Genomic DNA, 20,298 nt, shown 5'->3' with positions numbered 1-20,298 from the left:
AGACGCCACACCATCCGCCTCGCCGGCCGGGCACCGATGGCGTTCCGCCCCCGGTCCGCTGCCCTGCGGGAGCGCAGGGCAGCGGGCAGCAGCACGGTGGTCAGGGGCAGTCCGGCAGAGCGAACAGGTTGTTGGCGGGGTTCGCGTCCGCGACGGTCTGCAGGAAGGCCGGGCGGCCCGCGGGCTGGACGATCCGGACGGCTGCCCGTGAGCCGCCCGGGGCCACCGACGTGAAGACGGTTCCGGACCTGGCCGCGGCGACCGCCTCGTCGATGCTCATCGCCCACGGCCGACCGTTGGGCAACAGCCCTCCCACGGCGTCCAGTCGGGTCCCGGGATCAGCGGAGTCCTTCTTGGTGCACGCGATGTCCAGCGTCCCAGGCAGACGGACCGCGGAGAGCGTGATCACCAGGTCGTGCCGTCGGGTGGCAGGCAGGTCGTCGACCGCCGGGTCCTCCTCCGCGGCCGACTGGTTGAGCGAGAACCCGGCGACGGTGAAGTCGACGCCTCCCGGGATGGCGACCTCGGTGGGCTCCTGCGGGGCGGTGAGGGCGTTCGTGAGGCCGCCCAGTAACTGGTCGCGGAAGACCTTCCGCAACACCAGGTCGAGCACACCGGTGATCACAGCGCCCCCGCCCAGCACCTTCACCCACCAGGCGACGTCCACGCGGTACACGTTGACGTCCGCCGTGACGGCCGTGGCGAGGCGGAGCACCGGGGTGCCTTTGCTCGTGGTCGTGGTCGGGTCGAAGGTGAGCGCCACGTCGGCCGTCGCCGACGCCCCGAAGAGCGCATGGCTCACGTCCAGTGCCAGCGAGATGCGCACGGTCGCGCTGTCGTCGACGTACACCGCCATGCGCTCGATGACGGGGGTGGCCCCCTTGATCGGCCGCAGTTTCACCGGGCTGAGCAGGCGCAGCGGAAAGTCCTCGGTGAAGCTCTTGGCGGTCAGGCCCTCGATGTTGGCGCCGCCGAGCGCGCCGACGATCTGGTCCTGCAGCAAGTAGCGGTGTGCGACGGCGATCTGCAGGTCGCCGGGGGCCACGGTCAGGGCCCGTCCGGCGAACTCCGGGTTGCCTTCGGTGCCGCTGATGCGGTTGAGCAGACACAGGTGGCTGGTGCGGAAACTCATCGAGGGCTGCGCCTGGGTGCGCACGACCAGGTTCTTGGGGTCGGCGGCTTTGCCTTCGAGCGGAGTCACGGAGAGCGGAACGAGTCCGGGTTCCGGCATCCGCCAGTCGGTGAGATCCGCGAGGCTCGGCAGGACTTCCGCGGCAAGCTGGGCGGTGAGGTTGGCGAGTTCCGGGTCCATGAGACGGATCGCGGCGGTCGCCTCGGTGACGTCGCGGAACGTGAAGTACCGGTCGAGCCATACGCGGACGAGCGGATGGCCGCGCCGTGCCTCCGGCCGGAAGTCGATCACCGCGCACCAGGCTTCCTTGGTGACGGACGGGTCGTCGCGCTCGGTCCTGACGATCAGGCGGCGAGGTTCGATCCGGTCCGTGATCCGCAGGTACCCGCGCAGCGGGATGCACCAGCGGTCCATCAGCCGCTGTCGTGCGCCGGGGTCGGGCTCCGCGTCGAAGCGGCTCTGCAGGTCGACCCAGTCGGCGCCGATCCGATAGGCCGTCAGCTGAATGCTCGCGGCCAATTCGACGACCAGGGTCACGGTGTCCGTCTCGGCGCGATCCTCGAGCGGCCAGGGGCGGGCCCGTTGCTCCAAGGGCGCACCGGCGGCAGCCCACGGGCGCAACGGTGCCTCGGGCTCGGTGGTGAAGTACAGGTAGCGGAAGGCGGGGGTGAGGGTGACGGTGCCGCGTACCTGTTCCTTGTCGATCTGCCGGGGAGGGAACGCGTCCAGGCCGAAGGACGCCCCCGCAAGCATCGAGGCCAGGGCCTGGTCCAGGAACACGCACTGGTCGTAACCGCCGTGCACGTCGAAGGTCATCGCACTGTCTCCGTGGGAGAGTTGTTCGCAGTCGAGTCGCCACCGCGGGTGGCGGGTGTGCCACCTGCGCCGAGGAGGGAGCGGATGGCGAGCGAGAGCACTCCGGGCGACGTGCCCGCCGCGTGCACGATCAGCGCCGCGACCGGATCGGCCTGCCAGGCGCCCGCGAACGCGGAGCCGTCGAGCGTACGCAGCACGGCGGAGTCGAGGAGCGCGGCTGCCTCGGCCGCATCGCCCCGGCCCTCGTACCGGGTGCGGGCCGCGGTGACCCGGGGTCCTTGCGCACGGCCCGGCGGCCGGGGTAGGTCAAGTTCGGAGGCGACGGCCCGGGCGTCGAGGTCGAAGCGCCGAGCGAGCGACGGGTCGAGCGCGAGGCGTTGTACGACATCGGGGGCCCGGTCGCGGATCTGCGCCAACGTCGCGTCGGTGACGTGGTCGCAGGGCAGACCGAGCTCGCTCAGCGCGGCGCGCAAGGTCGCGGCGTCGAGTGCGTCGGGCACCGGTGCGTCGGTCAGCCGGAGCGTGAGATCCGGGGCCTGTTCGCGCAGGAGGCGTGCGAGCGCCTGCGCGTCGGACGGGGACGGCGTCTGCGGGTCGGGCTGAGCAGGGTCGGGCACTGGGGCCCGTTCCGTCGGAGCCATGGGGGCCCTCCTTGGTGACGGGGACAGCGGGAGGCACGGCGTGGCGGCGCCGTGTTCGGGGCTTTGCCGAGTGCTACGCCCAGCGGCCGGGTCCGCCGGCGCATCCCACCGCGTCGACCAGGGACCATGAACCGGCCCAGCCGATCTCGTGCAGCAGCAGTCCGGCAGCGGCGTCGGGCTTCTCCTCGACGAAGCGGGAACGCAAGGTCGGGTTCTCGCCCAGCAGACGGGCGAGTTCGGTTCCGTGGGCGGTGCAGGTGACCGGTTGGGCCGACCGGCTTCGCCGCGTGAGTCCGGCGAGCCGTTCCTCGATCTCGTCGGGCCCGAGCTCGGGCAGGATGAGGGCCAGCGGCCCCATCCCCTCGGGCAGATCGGCATCCAGCGTGAAACGCCGCACGGTCGGCGCGGTGGCGGGCAGGGGCGCGCTCAGGAGGGCTTCGGCATCGATGATGCCGGCGCCCCATGCGCCGGTGTCCCAGCCGCCGGGCCGGCGCCGGCCCGCCGTGGCGAGCAGGTGCAGGAACACGCTCTGGACGAGACCGGCCCCGTATCGCGCCGTCAGCGCGGAGTGCCCGTGGTGCGCGACCCACAGGGCGGCCACACCCGCCAGGTGAGCGGCTGCGTACGAGGTGCCGTCGTGGTCCTTGTTGCTCACGCGGAAGGTCGGCGGTCGCGTTCCGGCATCCACCTCGGCCACCCAGATGTGCTCGCCCGGGGCGCAGATGTCGACCGCGGGACCGTGCGATGACCCGCTCCAGGGTGTGTCTGCGGCGGTGCTCGCCGCGGCGGCCACGCACTCCGGATACACGGCGGGGGCGACTACGAAGCCCACGTGCTGCCCCGCTGCCGCGACGACGATCGTGCCCCGTGACACCGCGTGCCGGATCGCGGTGCGCAGACCGCTGAAGCCGAGCCCGCCCAGGCTCAGCGAGATGACCTGGCATCCGGCCTGCACGGCGTGCAGGACCGCCTTGGCGACATCACCGTCGAACACCTGGACGACGCTGGTGATGGTGCGGATCGGCACGAGCGTCGCCTCAGGGGCCACGCCGCACATCTGCCCGCGGTCACGGCTCGCGATCACGCTCGCGGTATGGGTGCCGTGACCGGGTGTGTCGAAGGGGAACCACCAGCGTTTGACGAGCGGGTCCCGCGCGTCGTGGTCGCCGTCCACGAAATCGCGGTCACTGAACAGGTCGAGGGCGTCGACCTCCAGATCCGGATGGAGCACGTATCCGGTGTCCGGATGCCCGATACGGACGCCTGCTCCCCGGGCTGCGCCCCCAGGGCCGGGCGGCAGTTGCCAGGCGGCAGGGGCGCGGATGTTGTCCAGGGCCCAGGAGGGGACGGAAGTGTCCGCCGCCCGAACGGTGGTCGCGGCGACGGGCGTGCGGCCGCCCGAAGGCGGGGCGAGCCGGTAGACGCCTGTCGCCAGGTCGGGCTCGGACCGGTACGGGGCGTCGCGGTCGAGCCGCCGGGCCAGGTCGTAGGCGAGTTTTTGCAGGGGGTATGACGGCGTCGCGACGGCGCTGCCGCTCACCTGCAGGAACCGTCCCAACTCCGGGTCCTGCACGGCAGGGAACAAGAGCTCGACGCGCCACGGCGCACCGTTCGCATCGCCGCCGAGCCGTTCGGCGACGTGCTGCCTGAGGTCCGTGACCGTACGACGACCCGCCTCGGGCACCTCGACCAGTAGCCGCAGCCTGGTTCCGCTGCGTTCTCCCCACCGTCCGGACACACCGGACACGTCATACGCAACCATACTGATCCCCCCAAACGGACTGGAAATACCGTCCCTTTCCTGTGACGATTCCCCCAACTGCCGTTTACGTCAAGACAGTTACGGTTAGGGCTTTTCAGGCGGTACGCAGGCTTCGGCAACGTTCGCACAGATATCCGACCGGACGATCCAAGCTCCGTCGCCGTCGCCGTGCGCGGACGAGGTGTCCGTACACCGTCGACCGCCGCCTGAGGCCCACCCGCGCCGATCAGGGCCGGCGGGCCGACGTGACCCGGTAGACGTCGTAGACGCCCTCGATGCGGACAGGACGGTGACGTGGTGGCCGAGCAGTACGCGGGCGACGTCCGACAGGAGCCGGGGGCGGTCCAGGGCCTCGACCTGGATGGCGACCAGGAAGACCGAGGGCTGGGTGGGCGCCCACTCGGCTTCGAGGAAACCTACTGAGAGGCGTATGCCCGCTACGCGTCCGGGCTGTGGCAGCTGCGACAAGCCATGCGCAAAGATACGGTCGCGACCCCGCTGAATCTTGAAGATCCAGTGCTCATCAGGGAACAGCTTCCTCCGGCCAACAGAGACGACTGAGCCAGCAGTTGAACGACAGGCTGAGTGAGGCGGGGAGGCTGCCCAGTGTTGCCGTTGCGGCCGGGAGGCAACGTCTCCCAGCCTCGACATGCGCAAAACCATCCGCCGCGACAAGGCCCTTGTCGCGGCGGATGGTTGAGGAATCAGGGAACGGGCTCAGTCCGTGGGGACGGGCGCGCAGACCGCGTACACGTCGAAGGTGGTCGAAGCGTCGCCGCCGTTGAATACGGTGCCCGTCCAGCCGGTTGGGGAAAGGGGCACTCCCAGGGGGAACGTCTCGACCAACCTCAGGTCGTCGCTGCCCGCGCTGACTCCGCCGCCGAGCGGCCGCTTGCCCGCGGGACAGTCCACGGCCGCGCTCGCGGTGGTTGCGACGGCCACCGGCACGTTGCCGACCCCGGCCACCTCATAGCCTTCCCCAGGGCGGACGCGCGCGCAGATCACGTACACGTCCATGACGGACTCAAAGCCGCTGCCGTTGAACACGGCTCCCGCCCAACGGCGCGAGCTCGTGGGGAACGATTCGACCACCCTCATGTCGTCGTCGCCGGTATATACCCCGCCGCCGAGTGGCCTCTTGCCCGCGGGACAGCGCATGGCCGCGCTTCCGGTGGTTCCGACGGCCACCGGCACGTTGGTGACTCCGACCGCCTCATAGTCCGCCTCAGGGCTGACGCGCGCGCAGACCGCGTACACGTCGAACACGGAGTCGGTGCCGCCGTTGAACACAGCTCCCAGCCAGCCGGTCACGTCGCCGGCCCCTCCCAAGGGGAACGACTCGATCAGCCTCATGTCGTCGTTCCCTGTAGAGACTCCGCCACCGACCGGCCTCTTGCCCCCGGGGCAGTCCACCCCCGTAGCTCCGGTGGCTCCCGCAGCCACCGGCACGGTGGCGCTGACCACCTCGTAGCCGGACAGCGGGAACACAGCCGCATCCGCCTGTGCCGTCGGCGCGGTCATCTCGCCGACCACCAGCACCAGCAACGCCCCCAACGCAGTCAGCAGACGCTTCATTCGGTCTCCTTCGATGGGCCAGGCGTCCCACCTCTTTCGGTGGTGACCGACTCATCGTCCTGCTGCTGCGCGCCGTGCTCGCGGCGCAGATGGGCTGTGCACCCGTCCGTGGTATCCCGTCCGAAGACCGACGATGAATTTTCGAACGCTTCACCCGCCCCGACGCCGCACGCGCCCCCTGGCAGATGACCTGTCACCGCCGGCCGGCCCACCCGTCTCGGCCACAAGCTCACCGCGCTCGCCCCGTGGTGGAACCCGCCCTGGCCGCTCACCTGGCCCGACGCACCGGACGAGGAAAAGGCACGACACCGGCTCAGCGTGCAGCAAGCGTCACGACCGCACCTGCAGTCCGGGCAACAAGAGTCAGTGGACACTCTGGCAGCGGCCCCACCGGCACCCCACACCGGACTTTGTGCTGCTCACAGGCGTGAACTCGCCTGTGATCCTCCCGCGGTCGATCAGCGCGCTGGAGGCACAACGCCGCAGCGCGGCCGACGGCCGGCCGGTCGACTTCTGGCGGCCCGGCTGCATGTACACCTGGCGGGCGCTACGCAGCCGACGACGGCAACGAGACCGTGCCGACCGTCATCGTGGCGGGCCGGCCGCACACCAACCCCGACCCTGCATGGGTGCGCGAGCAACTCTCCCGTTCCGCGTGATCGGGAGCAGCCGAGGTCAAAAGACAAGCTCAGGGCGTCACCGTGCCGGCGGTTTCTCGTCTCTGGACACTGCGCGCGGCTCGGCCCAGCTCGGCCAGTACGGCACGGACCGCCGACCTGGCTGTGCGCTCGGGGCGGTACAGGGCGTCGATATGGCGTCGCGCCTGCACTCCGCTCAGCGGCCGCAGGACCAGCGCCGGATGCGGGCGCATCGTCCAGCGCGGCATCAGGGCCACGCCCCCGCCGGCCGCGACGGCTTCGGCCACCACGGCGAACTCGTTGATCCGGTGGGCCAGATGCAGTCGGCGTCCGGCCGCGGCGGCGATGGCTTCGATGACCGCCAGGACCGGGAAGCCGTCGTGCACGGTGATCCACTGCTCCCCGGCCACATCGCGTGGGGTGACGCGGCGCTTGGCGGTGAGCGGGTGACCGACGGGCATCGCCACGTCCAGCGGCTCGCGCAGCAACGTCGTCGCGGTCACCGTGTCCGGCCACGGCGGGGCATGGTCCAGACGGTGGGCCAGGACGATGTCGTACTCCCGGGTGAGCCGGGGGAAGTCCTCCTGCGGTACGTCCTCGTCGGCCAGCATCGGCACCGGCTTGCCCGGCCCGGTCAGCGCGCGGATCAGCGGCGGGAAGAGCGCCGAGGCCGCGCTGTGGAACGCCGCCACCGACACCTCCCCGTCCGGCCGCTCGACGAACTCCTCGACCGTGTGCCGCGCCCGCGCCAGTGCCGTCTCCACCTCGACGGCCGCTCCCGCCAGCGCCTGTCCGGCGTCGGTGAGCACCAGCCGGCGCCCCTGGCGTTCGGTGAGCGGCACCGGGATCGCGCGCTGCAGCAGCCGTAGCTGCTGGGAGATCGCCGACGGAGTCACCAGCAGCGCCTCGGCGACCGCCGTGACACTGCCGAGTTCGCCGAGCTCCCGCAGGATCCTCAGCTGCCGTTCGTCCATTGCCCCAGTGTAGAGACGATGTAGTTCTGCTAAATGATCGTTTTAGAAACTGGTACTGGGCTTCAGGGACGCCTTCGGTGCACCGTAGGCGCGTGTCCGACGTCCGCCGTACCGATGCGGTACTCCTCCTTGTCGCCCTCGTCTGGGGTTCCAGCTATCTCTCGGCCCAGACGGCCACGGCCGCGCTCCCCGTCCTGCTGGTGCTGTTCGCCCGCTACGCCCTCTCCGCGCTCACCTGCCTCGGTGTCGTCGCCTCCCGCAGGCGCGGGGCGCGCCGGTGGACACGTGACGAACTGCGGGCCGGTGTGCCCCTGGGCGTGACCCAGGCCGCGGTCCTGCTCGTGGAGACGTACGGCGTCGCCCACACCAGCGCCGCCAACGCCGGGCTCATCATCAGTCTGACCATCGTCCTCACCCCGCTCCTCGACCGCGGCGGCCACCGCGGCGCGCTGCCCGGCTCCTTCTTCGCCGCGACCGGCGTGTGCGTCCTGGCCGTCGGGCTGCTGATGTCCGGCAACGGCTTCCACGCGCCCCGCCTCGGCGACCTGCTGATGCTCGGCGCCGCACTGATCCGGGCCGGGCATGTCGCGCTGGTCGGCCGCTTCACCACCGGGCGCGCGATCCGCCCCCTGCACCTGACCACCGTGCAGACCCTCGTCGGCACGGTCCTGTTCCTGCCGGCCGCCGCCCACGAGCTGCCGACGCTTGCTCACGCGGCCCCGGCCACCTGGGCCCAGCTGGTCTATCTCGCCCTGTTCTGCAGTGTCTTCGCCTTCCTCGCCCAGACCTGGGCCGTACAGCGCACCTCCGCCAGCCGGGCCAGTCTGCTGCTGGGCACGGAGCCGGTCTGGGCCGTCGCGGTGGGCATCGCGCTCGGCGGTGAGCACCTCACCGCGCTCACCGGTCTCGGGGCGGCCCTCATGCTCGCCGGCACGTACTGGGGGCAGGCGGTGGAACGGGCGCACCGAAGCGCGCCGGAACCCCGACGCCCCTCACCCCACACCTCGGCCCACCTCCTCGCCGGGGACCCCGCAGACAGGGCCCCGGCAGACAGGGACTCCGCAGACAAGGACTCCGCATGCCCGACCACACCTACGACGACCACAGCTACGACGACCGCACCTACGACCTCGGCACCCCCGACGACCGCCCCCAGCACGACACTTACGACCACCTGATCTCCCTGCTCGACAACTCCTGCGTCGACTACCGCCTCATCGACCACGAGCCCGAGGGCGCCACCGAGGCCGTCTGCGCGCTGCGCGGGCACCCGGCCTCCGAGGCCGCGAAGTGCATCGTGCTGCGGGTCAAGGTGGACCGCCGCACCACGCGTCACGTCCTCGCGGTCGTCCCCGGAGACCGACGAGTGGACCTGGACGCCGTCCGGGCGCTGTTCGCCGCTCGCTACGTCGGCTTCAGCGAGCCGGAGACGGCCGAGCGGCTGGCCCGCGCCGTCCCCGGCACCGTCCTGCCGTTCAGCTTCGATCCCGCCCTCGAACTGGTCGCCGATCCGGACGTCGTGGCCCAGCCGAAGCTGTACTTCAACGCGGCCCGGCTCGACCGCTCGCTGCTCATCTCGGGCGCCGACTACGAGCGGCTGGCCAAGCCCCGGATCGAACGCATCGCGGCGCTCGCGTCGGTGTGACGGAGGGCGCCCAGGGCGCCGTCGCCGCAAGGGCCCGAAGCACTGGGGCCACCGGCCTCGCGTATCGGCGCGCCGAGCGCCCGCCCGGCCCGCCGGAACCGGGACCAGAACCGGAACGGGCCCGGTCTGCCCCGCGGCAGGCCCTCAGACCGTCTCGCCCGACACCGTCTCCCCCGCCGGCTCCCTCAGCGGCCACGTCCCGTCGACCACCGCTGTCGCGTCGCCCTTGCGGCGCAGGAAGTTCTGGAAGTCCGCCGCCCACTCGGCGTACCACTCGATCTGGCGGCGGTGCAGCTCCGCCGGGCCGAGGGCCGCGATCTTGGGGTGGCGGGTGGCTATCGCGCAGGCCAGCCGGGCCGCGGCGAGGGCGTCGGCGGAGGCGTCGTGCGCGGAGTCGAGCGAGATGCCGTACTCCCGGCAGACCGCTTCGAGGTTGCGCTTGCCGCGGCGGTAGCGGTCGGCCCAGCGGTCGATGGTGTACGGGTCGATGACCGGGGCGGGATCCTGGCCGCCCAGGCGGTCGCGCAGGGACGGCAGTTGGTACCGCCGCAGTTCGGCGGAGAGCAGGCTCAGGTCGAAGGCCGCGTTGTAGGCGACGACCGGTACGCCCGTCTTCCAGTACGTCACGAGGACGTCGGCGATGGCGTCCGCCACCTGGTCGGCCGGGCGGCCCTCGGCGGTCGCACGCTCATTGCTGATGCCGTGGACCGCGACCGCGTCCGCCGGGATCTCCACGCCCGGATCCGCCAGCCACTCCTTGTGCCCTAGGGTCTGCCCGTCCCTGACCTCGATCACGGCCCCCGTGACGATGCGCGCCTCGCGCGGATCGGTCCCGGTCGTCTCCAGGTCGAAGCCGATCAGCAGCTCCCGGTGCCAGCCCATGGGCGGTCCCCCTTCTTGGTGGTGCTTTCCCCCAGTGGTCTCCACCCTCCCATGCGCCACTGACAATCAGAGGACCGCATTCCGCTTCGGGGTGAGGCGGCGCTTCCACAGTGGGACAGTTCAGGACACTGGCCGCGAATCCGCCCACATGAGCTCGAACTCCTCGCGGTACGTCGGGAAAAGCCCACTTGGGTCGATCTCTTCCGACTTGACCACCCTGCTGCCGTTGCGCAGCACCAGGGCCGGTGCCTCCAGCCCTCGCGTGCGCCGCAGATAGGACTGCACGATCGCGATGCCGTCGGAGCCATCGCCGTCCACGAGGTACGCCGTGAAGCGGGGCGTCTCGTCGAAGACCTGGATCTCGAAGGCACCCGGGTCCCGCAGCCGGGACCGCACCCGGCGCATGTGCAGGATGTTCATCTCGACCGCGCGGCTCAACTCGCCCCGCTTGATGCCGAGTTCGCGCTCGCGCCGCTTCACCGCGCTGGAGGCCGGGTTCAGGAACAGCAGCCGCGTCCGGCAGCCGGACTCGGCGAGCCGCACCAGGCGTCGCCCGGAGAAGTTCTGCACGAGCAGGTTGAGGCCGATGCCGATGGCGTCGAGCCTACGGGCGCCGCCGAAGATGTCCTCGGCCGGGAACTGGCGCAGCAGCCGTACCCGGTCGGGGTGTACGGCGACCACGTCGGCGTACCGGTCGCCGACCAGGTCCTCGACCGCGTCCACGGGCAGCCGGCGCGCGGACGGTACGTCGCCGCCCGTGCCGAGGATCTCGAGCAGGCGTGCCGAGGCCCGCTCGGCCTGGTTCAGAACCGCCTCGGACAGGGCGCGGTTGCGCGAGACGACGTTCCGGGTCACTTCCAGTTCGTCCAGGACGAGTTCGACGTCCCGGCGGTCGTCGATGTACGGCTCGAAGCACGGCCAGTGCTGCACCATCAGCTCGCGCAGCTGCGGCAGCGTGAGGAAGCTGAGGACGTTGTCGTCGGCCGGGTCGAGCAGGTAGCCCTTGCGGCGGCTGACTTCGCGTACGGCGACCGCGCGCTGGACCCACTCCTGGCCGGCCGGTCCGGCGGCCGCGACGACCCAGTCGTCGCCGTGGACGGGTTCGTAGATGGGGCGCAGAACGGCGGCCACGACCGCGCGCAGCCGCTGTTCGACGAGGTTCAGCCAGATGTAGGCCCGGCCGGCGCGCTGGGCGCGTGTACGCACCTCGCGCCAGGCGTCGGTGTCCCAGTCCAGCTCCGGGCCGATGGAGTTGGTCTCCATCGGCCTGGCCAGGGACACCGCGCCGGGCGGGACGTCTGTGGAGTTCCCCTCGTGACCCTCGTCACCAGGGGGCAACTCCAGCCCTCCCGAGCCCACCCGCGCACCGCCTTCCGCTCCCCCGAGCACTCCCCGTCCCAACGATCAAGGAAGGGTACTCCGGGAGCGGTGGGCGGTGCAGCCGGATGGACAGGGTCGTTTCTCAACTACGGGGCCGCCAGTGCCCGTTCTGCCAGGCGAGCTCGCTCGGAGTGAGCGGATTCATAGCCGTCACGTCGCGCGGGGCGATGGAGAATCCCTGCCAGTGGACCGGCATGGGCTGCTGGTCCTCGTCCCGGGCGATGTGGTGGAAGCCCACGTTCATCCAGACGATCGGGTGCGTGAGGTTCTGGCCACCGACCCACTTGTCGACCGCCTTGGGGTGGCCGTTGCCGCAACCGGGGTTGTTCGTGGCGAACTTCTCGCACTTGTTGTACTCGGTGACGTACATGTCGTGCTTGGTGAAGCTGCGGCCCGGGTACTTGGTGCTGGTGCCGGGGACGATCTCGTACGAGCGCGCGTGGCCGTCCTTGTTCTTGCCGGTCGCGCTGACCATGCGCCACCAGCGGTAGGCCTTGGCGTCGCCGGCGAGTTCCTTGGCGACCTTGGTGACGGTGGTCTTGGTCTTCGGGGCCTGGTCACCGGCGGCGGGCGCGGTCACGGCGGAGTCGTACTGCTCGACACGGTTCTTGGTGGAGCCGTCCAGACCGAAGTCGAGCCGCCAGAAGACGTTGTGGCTGTGACTGGTGGCCTTGGCCCGGTCGCCCTTGCCGATCGGCCAGCCGCGGCCGTCGCCGGCGTCGTAGTCCTCGAAGGACAGGCTGCCGGTCGCGCCGACGTTCATGGTGACCGTGCCGTCGTCCTGGAAGCGCCACTCCGTCATGTACTCGTACCAGCCGACCTGGTTGACCGTGTAGACGAGCAGGTCCTTGCTCTGCGCCTGGTAGACCTTGTTCGCGGTGTCGCCCTGCATGCGGTAGGCGTGCCCCCGCGCGCGGGTCGTGGTGCACAGGCCCTTGACGTTCGGGTCCTGTATGGCCTCCGGGACCTTGACGGTCTTGATGGTGCCGCCGGGGCACTCGCCGGGCGCCAGGTTCATCAGGCCCTGGGCGAAGCCGAAGCCCGTCAGGTCGTCGTACTCGACGCTGCCGTCGTCGTACGGGACGTGGATCTGGCCGAGCCTCGCGCTGTTGAGGACCTTGATCGGCTTGGGCTCACCCTTGGGCTGGTAGGAGATGTTCTCCAGGACGAGCCCGGCCTTGCCGTCGTAGCGCCAGCACATCCGCCAGGTCGTGCCGCCGGTGAGCTTCTGCTCGATGCGGTAGGCGGCGCTGCACTCGGCGGCCGGTGCCGGAGCGCTCTTCGGCTGGGCGGAGGCGGGTCCCGCGCCGGTCGTCGCGCCGGCGGCCAAGGCGGCCACGGACAGGCCCACGGCCGCGCCCTTGCGGGCACGGCTCATTCTGTTCACGCGCATGAAGAAGTGACTCCCTTACAGGAGGTGCAAGTACATGAGGTGCACGGATGAGGCGTGCGAGTGGGAAAACTGAACCGAGCGCGGTTCAGCCGATGTCGAGCTTGGCGACCTTGCGGGCGCTGAGGTCGATCACGAAGGACCGGGCGTCGATCCAGGGCCCGTTCTTGACCTTCGGGAACAGCCGTACGCACCGGTGCTCGCCGCACTGGTCGAGTACGGCGGGCTGGGCGCCCGGAACGGCCCGGTAGACGGCGCCGTTGAGCAGCAGCTGGTCCGGGGAGGTGAGTTCCTTGTCGGTGGCGTCCTTGTAGTCCGCCTTCATGCCCGCGCCCAGCGGGTCGGCGATCAGGATCTTCGCCGCCTCGGCGTACTCGGCGCGGCTCAGCGGCGGCTGAACACCGTGCTCGGTGGTGGTCTGCTCGACCTTCCCGGTGTCGAGGTTGACGGTCCGGGTGACGAGCGCGTCGGTCTTGTAGTCGTAGAACGTCACCTCGGCCCGGCGTGGTGTGTTCGCCTTGGCCAGCTCGTCGGCCTCCGGCTCGGCGAGATCGACGCCGACGCGCTGCGGGCCGCGGTCGCCCTCGACGTTCTCGCCGGCGCTGCGCATCTGCGGGCTCGCCGCGAGCTTGGCGGCCCGGTCCATCTCGTCGTCGGTCAGCGGGTCGTTTCCGGTGCCCGTGTCACCCTCGCTCGGGACCTGTTCGACGACGCCCGGCGGCACCGCGCCGGCCTCCTGGCCCTGGGCCGCCTGCTGGGCGCTCTGGCCGCTGTCGGTCCCTCCCGTTTCGTCGGCCCCCGCAGTCCCCGGCAGGGTGATTCCGACCATCACGGCCGTTCCCGCCACCGCTATGGCCGCACCTGCCACCACCTTGCCCAGATGGCGGTGCACTATCTTGCGCACATCTTCCCCCTACTCCCCGTACGTCCCCGGGAGTACGTGTTGGCCCCACTGGTTCGGCATACCGCGTATGCACTGGTCGACCGGTAAGAGGGACGTAAGTCATAGGTGGTTCCATCACTTTCGGGGAGACTCGACGTCAAGGCGCCCCCGACGGCGCGCTCCAGCTGAAAGAGTCGTGTCCATGCAGGTCTGGCCTGGAGAGGCATATCCACTCGGTGCCACCTACGACGGCGCCGGCACCAACTTCGCGGTCTTCACGGAGGCCGCGGACCGAGTAGAGCTGTGTCTGCTGCATGACGACGGCTCGGAGACGGCGGTGGAACTGCGGGAGAGCGACGCGTTCGTGCGGCACGCGTACGTGCCGGGCGTCATGCCGGGTCAGCGGTACGGGTTCCGCGTGCACGGCCCGTACGCCCCGGAGCACGGTCTGCGCTGCAACTCCGCGAAGCTGCTGCTCGACCCGTACGCCAAGGCGGTCAGCGGTTCGATCCGCTGGGGCGAGGAGGTGTACGGCTACCACTTCGACAGACCCGACCGGCGCAACGACCTGGACTCGGCGCCGCACACGATGTCGTCGGTCGTGGTCAACCCGTACTTCGACTGGGGCGACGACCGGCGGCCGCGCACCGAGTACCACCACACGGTGATCTACGAGGCCCATGTGAAGGGCCTCACGATGCGCCACCCGGGGCTGCCCGAGGAACTGCGCGGCACCTACGCCGCCCTCGCGCACCCGGCGGTCATCGAACACCTGACCGAGCTGGGCGTGTCGGCGCTGGAGCTGATGCCGGTCCACCAGTTCGTGAACGACCACCGTCTGGTCGACATGGGCCTGAACAACTACTGGGGCTACAACACGATCGGCTTCTTCGCCCCGCACAACGCGTACGCCTCCTGGGGCGACCGCGGCCAGCAGGTCCTGGAGTTCAAGTCGGCGGTGCGGGCGCTGCACGAGGCCGGCATCGAGGTCATCCTCGACGTGGTCTACAACCACACCGCCGAGGGCAACCATCTGGGCCCCACGCTGTCCTTCCGGGGCCTGGACAACCAGCGCTACTACCGGCTCACGGACGATCCGCGCTACTACATGGACACCACGGGCACCGGAAACTCCCTGCTCATGCGGTCCCCACACGTCCTGCAGCTGATCATGGACTCACTGCGCTACTGGGTCACCGAGATGCACGTCGACGGCTTCCGCTTCGACCTCGCGGCCACGCTGGCGAGGCAGTTCCACGAGGTGGACCGGCTGTCGTCGTTCTTCGACCTGGTGCAGCAGGACCCGGTGGTCTCCCAGGTGAAGCTGATCGCCGAGCCGTGGGACGTGGGCGAGGGCGGCTACCAGGTGGGCAACTTCCCGCCCCTGTGGACCGAGTGGAACGGCAAGTACCGCGACACCGTACGAGACCTGTGGCGCGGTGAGCCGCGCGCGCTGGCGGAGTTCGCCTCCCGGCTGACGGGCTCCTCCGATCTCTACCAGGACGACGGTCGGCGCCCGCTGGCCTCCATCAACTTCGTGACCTGCCACGACGGGTTCACGCTGCACGACCTCGTCTCGTACAACGACAAGCACAACCACGCCAACGGCGAGGACAACCGGGACGGCGAGAGCCACAACCGGTCCTGGAACTGCGGGGCGGAGGGCGAGACCGACGACCCGGCGGTCCTGGAGCTGCGCGCCCGCCAGATGCGGAACTTCATCGCCACGCTGATGCTCTCCCAGGGCGTGCCGATGCTCAGCCACGGCGACGAGTTCGCGCGCACCCAGCGCGGGAACAACAACGCCTACTGCCAGGACAGTGAGCTGGCGTGGATCGAGTGGCCGCAGGAGGGCGCCGGGGACGGGGAGGACGGCTCGGCCGCAGTGGGTGCGAACGGGCTGCCCCGCGAGCTGCTCGCCTTCACGCGCGCGATGGTGTGGCTGCGGCGGGACCATCCGGTCTTCCGCAGGCGACGCTTCTTCCATGGGCGGGCCGTGGAAGGCACCCACGACGACCTGTCGGACATCGCCTGGTTCACACCGCAGGGCAAGGAGATGGCCCAGCGGGACTGGGACCGGGCGCAGGCGTCGACGCTGACGGTGTTCCTCAACGGCAACGCGATCTCGGAGCCGGGGGCACGCGGGGAGCGCATCACCGACGACTCGTTCCTGCTGATGTTCAACGCCTCCCCCAAGACCCTCGACTTCGTCGTGCCGGTCAACCACGGCCGCCAGTGGCAGGTGGTCGTCGACACCGCCCGCACGGACGGGGTGCCGCCGGGGACCGGAGCGAAGGTGCAGGCCGGGGACCGGTTGACGCTGGTGGACCGCAGCCTGACGGTGTTGCAGCGGCCGGTCTAGAGCGGTGTGTCGGCGCGTCCGGTGTACGACGCCGGGCGCGCCGCCGCTCAGCCCCGCCGCGGTCAGGGAACCGCCCGTCCCCGTCTCTCCGATCGCTCGAGGCCAGGCACGCGCGTGGGCCCGTGTGGAGGGGAGGATGACACGAAGGGCGGCGGGGCGGGTACGTAGCCTTCCATGACACCTGAGCGACCTGACCCGATGGTGCCGACCGCAACCTACCGGCTGCAGCTGCAGCCCGCGTTCCCGTTCGAGGCCGCGGCGGCGGCCGTGCCGTACCTGGCCTCGCTCGGCGTCTCGCATCTGCATCTGTCCCCGGTCCTGGAGGCGGTCCCGGGGTCGGGGCACGGCTATGACGTCGTGGACCACGCGCGCGTGCGCGAGGAACTGGGCGGCGAGGAGGGACTGCGCGCGCTGGCGCGTACCGCGCGCGAGCACGGCCTGGGCCTGGTGGTGGACATCGTGCCGAACCACATGGCCATGGCCCCACGGCACAACCGCGCCCTGTGGGAGGTGCTGCGCGAGGGCCCCAGGTCGCCGTACGCGCGCTGGTTCGACATCGACTGGGAGGCACAGGGCGGCCAGGTGCTGCTGCCGGTGCTGGGGCACCCGCTGGGCGAGGAGCTCGGCCGCGTGGAAGTGGACGGCGACGTGCTGCGCTACTACGACCAGGTGTTCCCGCTGCGCGAGGGCACCGAGGAGCTGCCGTTGCCGCAGCTCCTGGACGCCCAGTGGTACCGGCCGGTGTGGTGGCGGCTGGCCCGGACGGAGCTCAACTACCGGCGGTTCTTCAGCATCTCGGAGCTGATCGGGTTGCGGGTCGAGGATCCGGAGGTGTTCGAGGCCACGCACGCCAAGATCCTCCAGCTCCTGCACGAGGGCGTGATCGACGGGCTGCGCATCGACCATCCCGACGGCCTCGCCGACCCCGACGGGTATCTGCAGCGCCTCCACGAGGCGACCGGCGGGCGCTGGACGGTCGTGGAGAAGATCCTGTCGGACGGGGAGCACCTGCCGGCCTCCTGGCCCGTCGCGGGCACCACCGGTTACGACGCCCTGCGGCACGTCGACGGCCTGTTCACCGACCCGGCGGGGGTCGGGGAACTCCTCGGCCAGTACCGGCGGTTCGCGGCCCCGCAGACGGACCGGGGCGGCGACTGGGAGGCCACGGTGCGGCGGGCGGCGTACAAGGTGCTCACGCACGAGCTGGCCACCGAGATCGACCGGCTGACGCGGGTGGCGCACCGCGTGTGTGTCACGTCCTCGGAGCCCGCGCTGCGCGACCGCGCGCCCTGGGCGCTGCGCACCGCGCTGCAGGAACTCCTCGTCCGGCTGGAGGTCTACCGGCCGTACTCCTCCGGTGACGCGGCCCGCGTGGTCACCGAGGAGGCCGCGGCCGAGGCCCGGCTCGCCTTCGTCGTGCCCGAGGAGGCCGGCGCGGTCGACGTCGTGCGCGAGCTGGTGCTCGGGCGGGCCGGGGACGGACCGGAGCACGTGGAGTTCCGGACGCGGTTCGCGCAGACGGCGTCGGCGCTGCGCGCCAAGTCCGTGGAGGACACGGCGTTCTACCGTTACGTGCCGCTGCTGTCGGCGACCGAGGTGGGCGGGAACCCGGGGCGCCCTGCCGTCTCGCCCGACGAGTTCCACGCCTACTGCGCGCGCGTGCAGCGCGACTGGCCCCTGACCGGGACGGTCGGGTCTACGCACGACACCAAGCGCAGTGCCGACGTCCGGGCCGCGCTGGCCGTGCTCACCGAGTGCCCGGAGCGCTGGGCGGGCGTCCTGACCGAGGTGACGCGCGACGGCGGGGGCGTGCCGGACGCGCAACTGGCGTGGGCGGCCTGGCAGACGGTGTTCGGGCTGGGCGATGCGGACGTCGACCGCGTTCAGGGCGCCCTGTTGAAGCATGTGCGCGAGGCGGGCCTGTTCACGAGCTGGACGGAGCAGGAGCCGCCGTACGAGGAGGCGATGGCGGAGTTCGTCGCGGCCGGGCCGTGTGGGGCGCCGTACGCGCGCGTGGCCGCTTTCCGGGGCACCCTGGAGCCGCACATCCGGGCCAACATGCTGGGCATGGCCCTGGCCCAGCTGACGATGCCGGGCGTCCCCGATGTCTACCAGGGCACCGAGGGCGAGTACCGGGCGCTGGTCGACCCCGACAACCGGCGGGCCGTGCGGTTCCCGCCCGAGGATCCCGGCGAGAAGGGCGCTGTAACTGCGGCAGCGCTACGGCTGCGCAGGCGGCGCCCCGATGTGTTCGGTGACTCGGCGTCGTACACGCCCTTGACCGCCGAGGGGCCGTCAGCCGCGCACTGTGCGGCCTTCGTGCGCTCCGGTGAGGTGGTCACCGCCGTGACGCGTCTGTCGCTGCGGCTGGCGCGTTCGGGCGGCTGGCGTGACACGCTGCTGCCGCTTCCGCCGGGGCGGTGGGCCGACGCGCTGGCTCCGGGGCGGGAGTTCAGCGGGCACGCGCGCGTGGAGGAGCTGTTCGAGCGGCTGCCGGTGGCGTTGCTGGAGCGCGTCGGCGAGGAGGGGCCGGGGTGAGCAGGCCGCGCTGCCGTCCGGCGTGCTCATGGAGCGCGCTCTCGGGCGCTTACGGCTGCCCCGCGCGCCGCGGCGTCCTGCCGACGACCGGCTCGGGCCCGCGCACGCTCCCGGGGCTCGTGCACGACAGGCGGCGCGTGGTGACGAACGGCGTCGCCCTCTGCGCGCGCGGGCTGACGGCGGCCGTATTGGCGCTCGGAAGTGGTGCGAACAGGTTGAAACCGGGCCGCCCACCCTGCCGGGACGGACCTCGCGCTCCCGCTGACGCCAACCGCTCCGTACCTGCCGGCGGCCAATGCGACTGGGCGCCCCCTGGAGCCTCCCCCGTGAACTCCTTGACACGTAAACCAGACCATGGGGTACTGCGGATGCGAAGCCGGGCGGACGTGACGGGGGTGAGTCTCCTGCCGGAGCTGCGCTACCCCACGCTGACCGAACTGATCCTGTCCGCCCGAGCGTTGGCCGCTCACCGGCCCGACCTGTGCGTACTCAGACAGGTGGGGGCCTCCCGGGCGGGTAGACCCCTCCATCTGCTGTCCATCGGGCACGCCCGACGCGCCGTACTGGTGGTCGCGGGCGCGCACTCCAACGAACCGACGGGGAGCTCCACCCTTCTCGCGGTCGCCGAACGGGTCCTGCACGAGCGGGAGTTGCGGGCCGACATCTCCTGGCACTTCCTGCTGTGCGCGGATCCCGACGGGGCCAGCCTGCACGTCACGCCGGCACCCCGGAGCCTGTTCGACTACCACCTCGGCTTCTTCCGGCCCGCTGCCCCGGAGCAGCCTGAGTGGGCGCCGGCCGCGCTGCCGCCCGACCGGCTGCCGCCCGAGACGCGCGCGCTGATCCGGGTCATCGACGAGCTGCGCCCCTACCTCCAGGTGACCCTGCACGGCACCGATCTGGGCGGCAGCTGGGTGCAGTTGACGAAGGACATCCCCGGGCTGGCCGAGCCGTTCGCGAAGTCCGCGGCGCAGTTGCACATCCCGGTGGAGACCGGCGCCTCGGACGCTGCGGGCTGGCCCGCGGCCGGACCCGGGGTGCACGTGATGCCGGCGCCGGGCGCGGGCGCGGCGTATCCGAGCATGCCGGACGACGCGCGCAGCAGCACCTGGTATCACGTGCACCGGTACGGCGGCCTGACCGCGGTCGTCGAGGTGCCGATGTGGGCCAGCGACCTGGTGGACGACCCGGCGCCGCATCCGGCCCCGGCCAGGGCGATGCAACGGCTGGCGGCCCGGCTGCTGCGGGACGCGCTGGAGGTGGAGCGGGTGCTCGGCGAGGCGCTCCCCCGCCTGGAGGGCGTCGACGGGCCCCTGTTGCGGGCCGCGAAGTGGTCGCTGGAGCTGGTGCCGGGGCTGGCGGCGGACTGGATGCACACGCCGCCCGCCGACGACACCATGGCGTACGTCGGGAGCGTGGACGCCTTCGGGCGGCGGCTGCCGCTGCGGGCGGCGGCCATGCTGCTGCGTGTCCTGCAGGAGACCGGCGACCATGCGGCACCGCCGCTCGAACGCCTCGTGGCGACTTGGAGCGACGCCTTCGCCGAACGCTTCCGTGCCCGCTGGGTGCCCCTGGAGCACCAGGTCGAGCACCAGTCCCGGACGGTCGTCGCGGCGGCGCTGCACGCGCGTGAGCGAGCGGCGTGAGCCACGCCGACGGCACACGCGCGTGCAGCGCCGC

General features: G+C 71.3%; 14 protein-coding genes and 2 pseudogenes. 6 read left to right on the top strand and 10 right to left on the bottom strand.

The window, feature by feature from the left end; translation table 11 throughout:
- Nucleotides 1–100: 100 nt before the first annotated feature.
- The 5 genes and pseudogenes from PBV52_RS38100 to PBV52_RS38080 all read right to left on the bottom strand — a co-directional run bounded on the left by PBV52_RS38100 (nt 101) and on the right by PBV52_RS38080 (nt 5,926).
- Nucleotides 101–1,948, bottom strand: coding sequence for a DUF3892 domain-containing protein (locus tag PBV52_RS38100; protein ID WP_274244952.1), 1,848 nt, complete (start codon nt 1,946–1,948; stop codon nt 101–103).
- On the bottom strand, nt 1,945–2,589 hold the full coding sequence (locus PBV52_RS38095) for a hypothetical protein (RefSeq protein WP_274244950.1): 645 nt from the start codon (nt 2,587–2,589) through the stop codon (nt 1,945–1,947). The genes PBV52_RS38100 and PBV52_RS38095 overlap by 4 nt, the downstream gene beginning before the upstream one ends.
- A gap of 73 nt (nt 2,590–2,662) precedes the next feature.
- Nucleotides 2,663–4,351, bottom strand: coding sequence for a S8 family serine peptidase (locus PBV52_RS38090; protein WP_274244948.1), 1,689 nt, complete (start codon nt 4,349–4,351; stop codon nt 2,663–2,665).
- Nucleotides 4,352–4,577: 226 nt separating this feature from the next.
- Nucleotides 4,578–4,762 (bottom strand): annotated as a pseudogene (locus PBV52_RS38085) (hypothetical protein); the annotation flags it as partial.
- 306 nt (nt 4,763–5,068) lie between these two features.
- Nucleotides 5,069–5,926 (bottom strand): hypothetical protein, encoded by an 858-nt coding sequence (locus tag PBV52_RS38080; RefSeq protein ID WP_274244946.1) that lies wholly within the window; start codon nt 5,924–5,926, stop codon nt 5,069–5,071.
- 409 nt (nt 5,927–6,335) lie between these two features.
- Here PBV52_RS38080 and PBV52_RS38075 point away from each other — a divergent pair.
- A pseudogene (locus tag PBV52_RS38075) lies at nt 6,336–6,585 on the top strand (hypothetical protein); the annotation flags it as partial.
- Between the two features lie 29 nt (nt 6,586–6,614).
- On the opposite strand, the gene PBV52_RS38070 reads toward PBV52_RS38075, so the two are convergent.
- On the bottom strand, nt 6,615–7,538 hold the full coding sequence (locus tag PBV52_RS38070; protein WP_274244943.1) for a LysR family transcriptional regulator: 924 nt from the start codon (nt 7,536–7,538) through the stop codon (nt 6,615–6,617).
- A gap of 92 nt (nt 7,539–7,630) precedes the next feature.
- Here PBV52_RS38070 and PBV52_RS38065 point away from each other — a divergent pair, with 92 nt between their 5' ends.
- Nucleotides 7,631–8,716 carry a DMT family transporter gene (locus PBV52_RS38065; RefSeq protein ID WP_274244941.1) on the top strand — a complete coding sequence of 362 codons (1,086 nt, stop codon included), beginning with the start codon at nt 7,631–7,633 and terminating at the stop codon, nt 8,714–8,716.
- A complete protein-coding gene (locus tag PBV52_RS38060; RefSeq protein ID WP_274244939.1) occupies nt 8,617–9,183 on the top strand; it encodes a YbaK/EbsC family protein in 567 nt (188 codons plus the stop codon). The genes PBV52_RS38065 and PBV52_RS38060 overlap by 100 nt, the downstream gene beginning before the upstream one ends.
- A 144-nt stretch (nt 9,184–9,327) precedes the next feature.
- On the opposite strand, the gene PBV52_RS38055 is transcribed toward PBV52_RS38060, so the two are convergent.
- The 4 genes from PBV52_RS38055 to PBV52_RS38040 form a co-directional block, all read right to left on the bottom strand.
- Nucleotides 9,328–10,065, bottom strand: coding sequence for a 3'-5' exonuclease (locus PBV52_RS38055; protein WP_274244937.1), 738 nt, complete (start codon nt 10,063–10,065; stop codon nt 9,328–9,330).
- Nucleotides 10,066–10,185: 120 nt separating this feature from the next.
- Entirely contained in the window at nt 10,186–11,424 is a 1,239-nt protein-coding gene (locus tag PBV52_RS38050; RefSeq protein ID WP_274244936.1) for an SAV2148 family HEPN domain-containing protein, read from the bottom strand.
- Between the two features lie 103 nt (nt 11,425–11,527).
- Nucleotides 11,528–12,838, bottom strand: a complete 1,311-nt coding sequence (locus PBV52_RS38045; RefSeq protein ID WP_274244935.1) for a copper amine oxidase — start codon at nt 12,836–12,838, stop codon at nt 11,528–11,530.
- Between the two features lie 85 nt (nt 12,839–12,923).
- On the bottom strand, nt 12,924–13,739 hold the full coding sequence (locus PBV52_RS38040; RefSeq protein WP_274244934.1) for a Tat pathway signal sequence domain protein: 816 nt from the start codon (nt 13,737–13,739) through the stop codon (nt 12,924–12,926).
- 181 nt (nt 13,740–13,920) lie between these two features.
- Between PBV52_RS38040 and glgX the strand changes: the two genes are divergently transcribed.
- The 3 genes from glgX (at nt 13,921) to PBV52_RS38025 (ending at nt 20,264) form a co-directional block, all read left to right on the top strand.
- Nucleotides 13,921–16,080 (top strand): glycogen debranching protein GlgX, encoded by a 2,160-nt coding sequence (glgX, locus tag PBV52_RS38035; protein WP_274244933.1) that lies wholly within the window; start codon nt 13,921–13,923, stop codon nt 16,078–16,080.
- Between the two features lie 174 nt (nt 16,081–16,254).
- Nucleotides 16,255–18,618 (top strand): malto-oligosyltrehalose synthase, encoded by a 2,364-nt coding sequence (gene treY, locus PBV52_RS38030; RefSeq protein ID WP_274244932.1) that lies wholly within the window; start codon nt 16,255–16,257, stop codon nt 18,616–18,618.
- Between the two features lie 395 nt (nt 18,619–19,013).
- Nucleotides 19,014–20,264: a M14 family zinc carboxypeptidase gene (locus PBV52_RS38025; protein WP_274249838.1), complete on the top strand. Its 1,251-nt coding sequence runs from the start codon at nt 19,014–19,016 to the stop codon at nt 20,262–20,264.
- Nucleotides 20,265–20,298: the final 34 nt, after the last annotated feature.

It is taken from the genome of Streptomyces sp. T12 (assembly GCF_028736035.1).
Lineage (GTDB): Bacteria > Actinomycetota > Actinomycetes > Streptomycetales > Streptomycetaceae > Streptomyces.
This window is presented reverse-complemented; position numbering and strand designations above follow the sequence as displayed.

Coding starts and splice junctions, on each gene's coding strand:
- PBV52_RS38070 (WP_274244943.1), bottom strand. CDS start 7,538: ATGGACGAACGGCAGCTGAGGATCCTGCGGGAGCTCGGCGAACTCGGC.
- glgX (WP_274244933.1), top strand. CDS start 13,921: ATGCAGGTCTGGCCTGGAGAGGCATATCCACTCGGTGCCACCTACGAC.
- PBV52_RS38095 (WP_274244950.1), bottom strand. CDS start 2,589: ATGGCTCCGACGGAACGGGCCCCAGTGCCCGACCCTGCTCAGCCCGAC.
- PBV52_RS38100 (WP_274244952.1), bottom strand. CDS start 1,948: ATGACCTTCGACGTGCACGGCGGTTACGACCAGTGCGTGTTCCTGGAC.
- PBV52_RS38090 (WP_274244948.1), bottom strand. CDS start 4,351: ATGGTTGCGTATGACGTGTCCGGTGTGTCCGGACGGTGGGGAGAACGC.
- PBV52_RS38080 (WP_274244946.1), bottom strand. CDS start 5,926: ATGAAGCGTCTGCTGACTGCGTTGGGGGCGTTGCTGGTGCTGGTGGTC.
- treY (WP_274244932.1), top strand. CDS start 16,255: ATGACACCTGAGCGACCTGACCCGATGGTGCCGACCGCAACCTACCGG.
- PBV52_RS38060 (WP_274244939.1), top strand. CDS start 8,617: ATGCCCGACCACACCTACGACGACCACAGCTACGACGACCGCACCTAC.
- PBV52_RS38045 (WP_274244935.1), bottom strand. CDS start 12,838: ATGCGCGTGAACAGAATGAGCCGTGCCCGCAAGGGCGCGGCCGTGGGC.
- PBV52_RS38055 (WP_274244937.1), bottom strand. CDS start 10,065: ATGGGCTGGCACCGGGAGCTGCTGATCGGCTTCGACCTGGAGACGACC.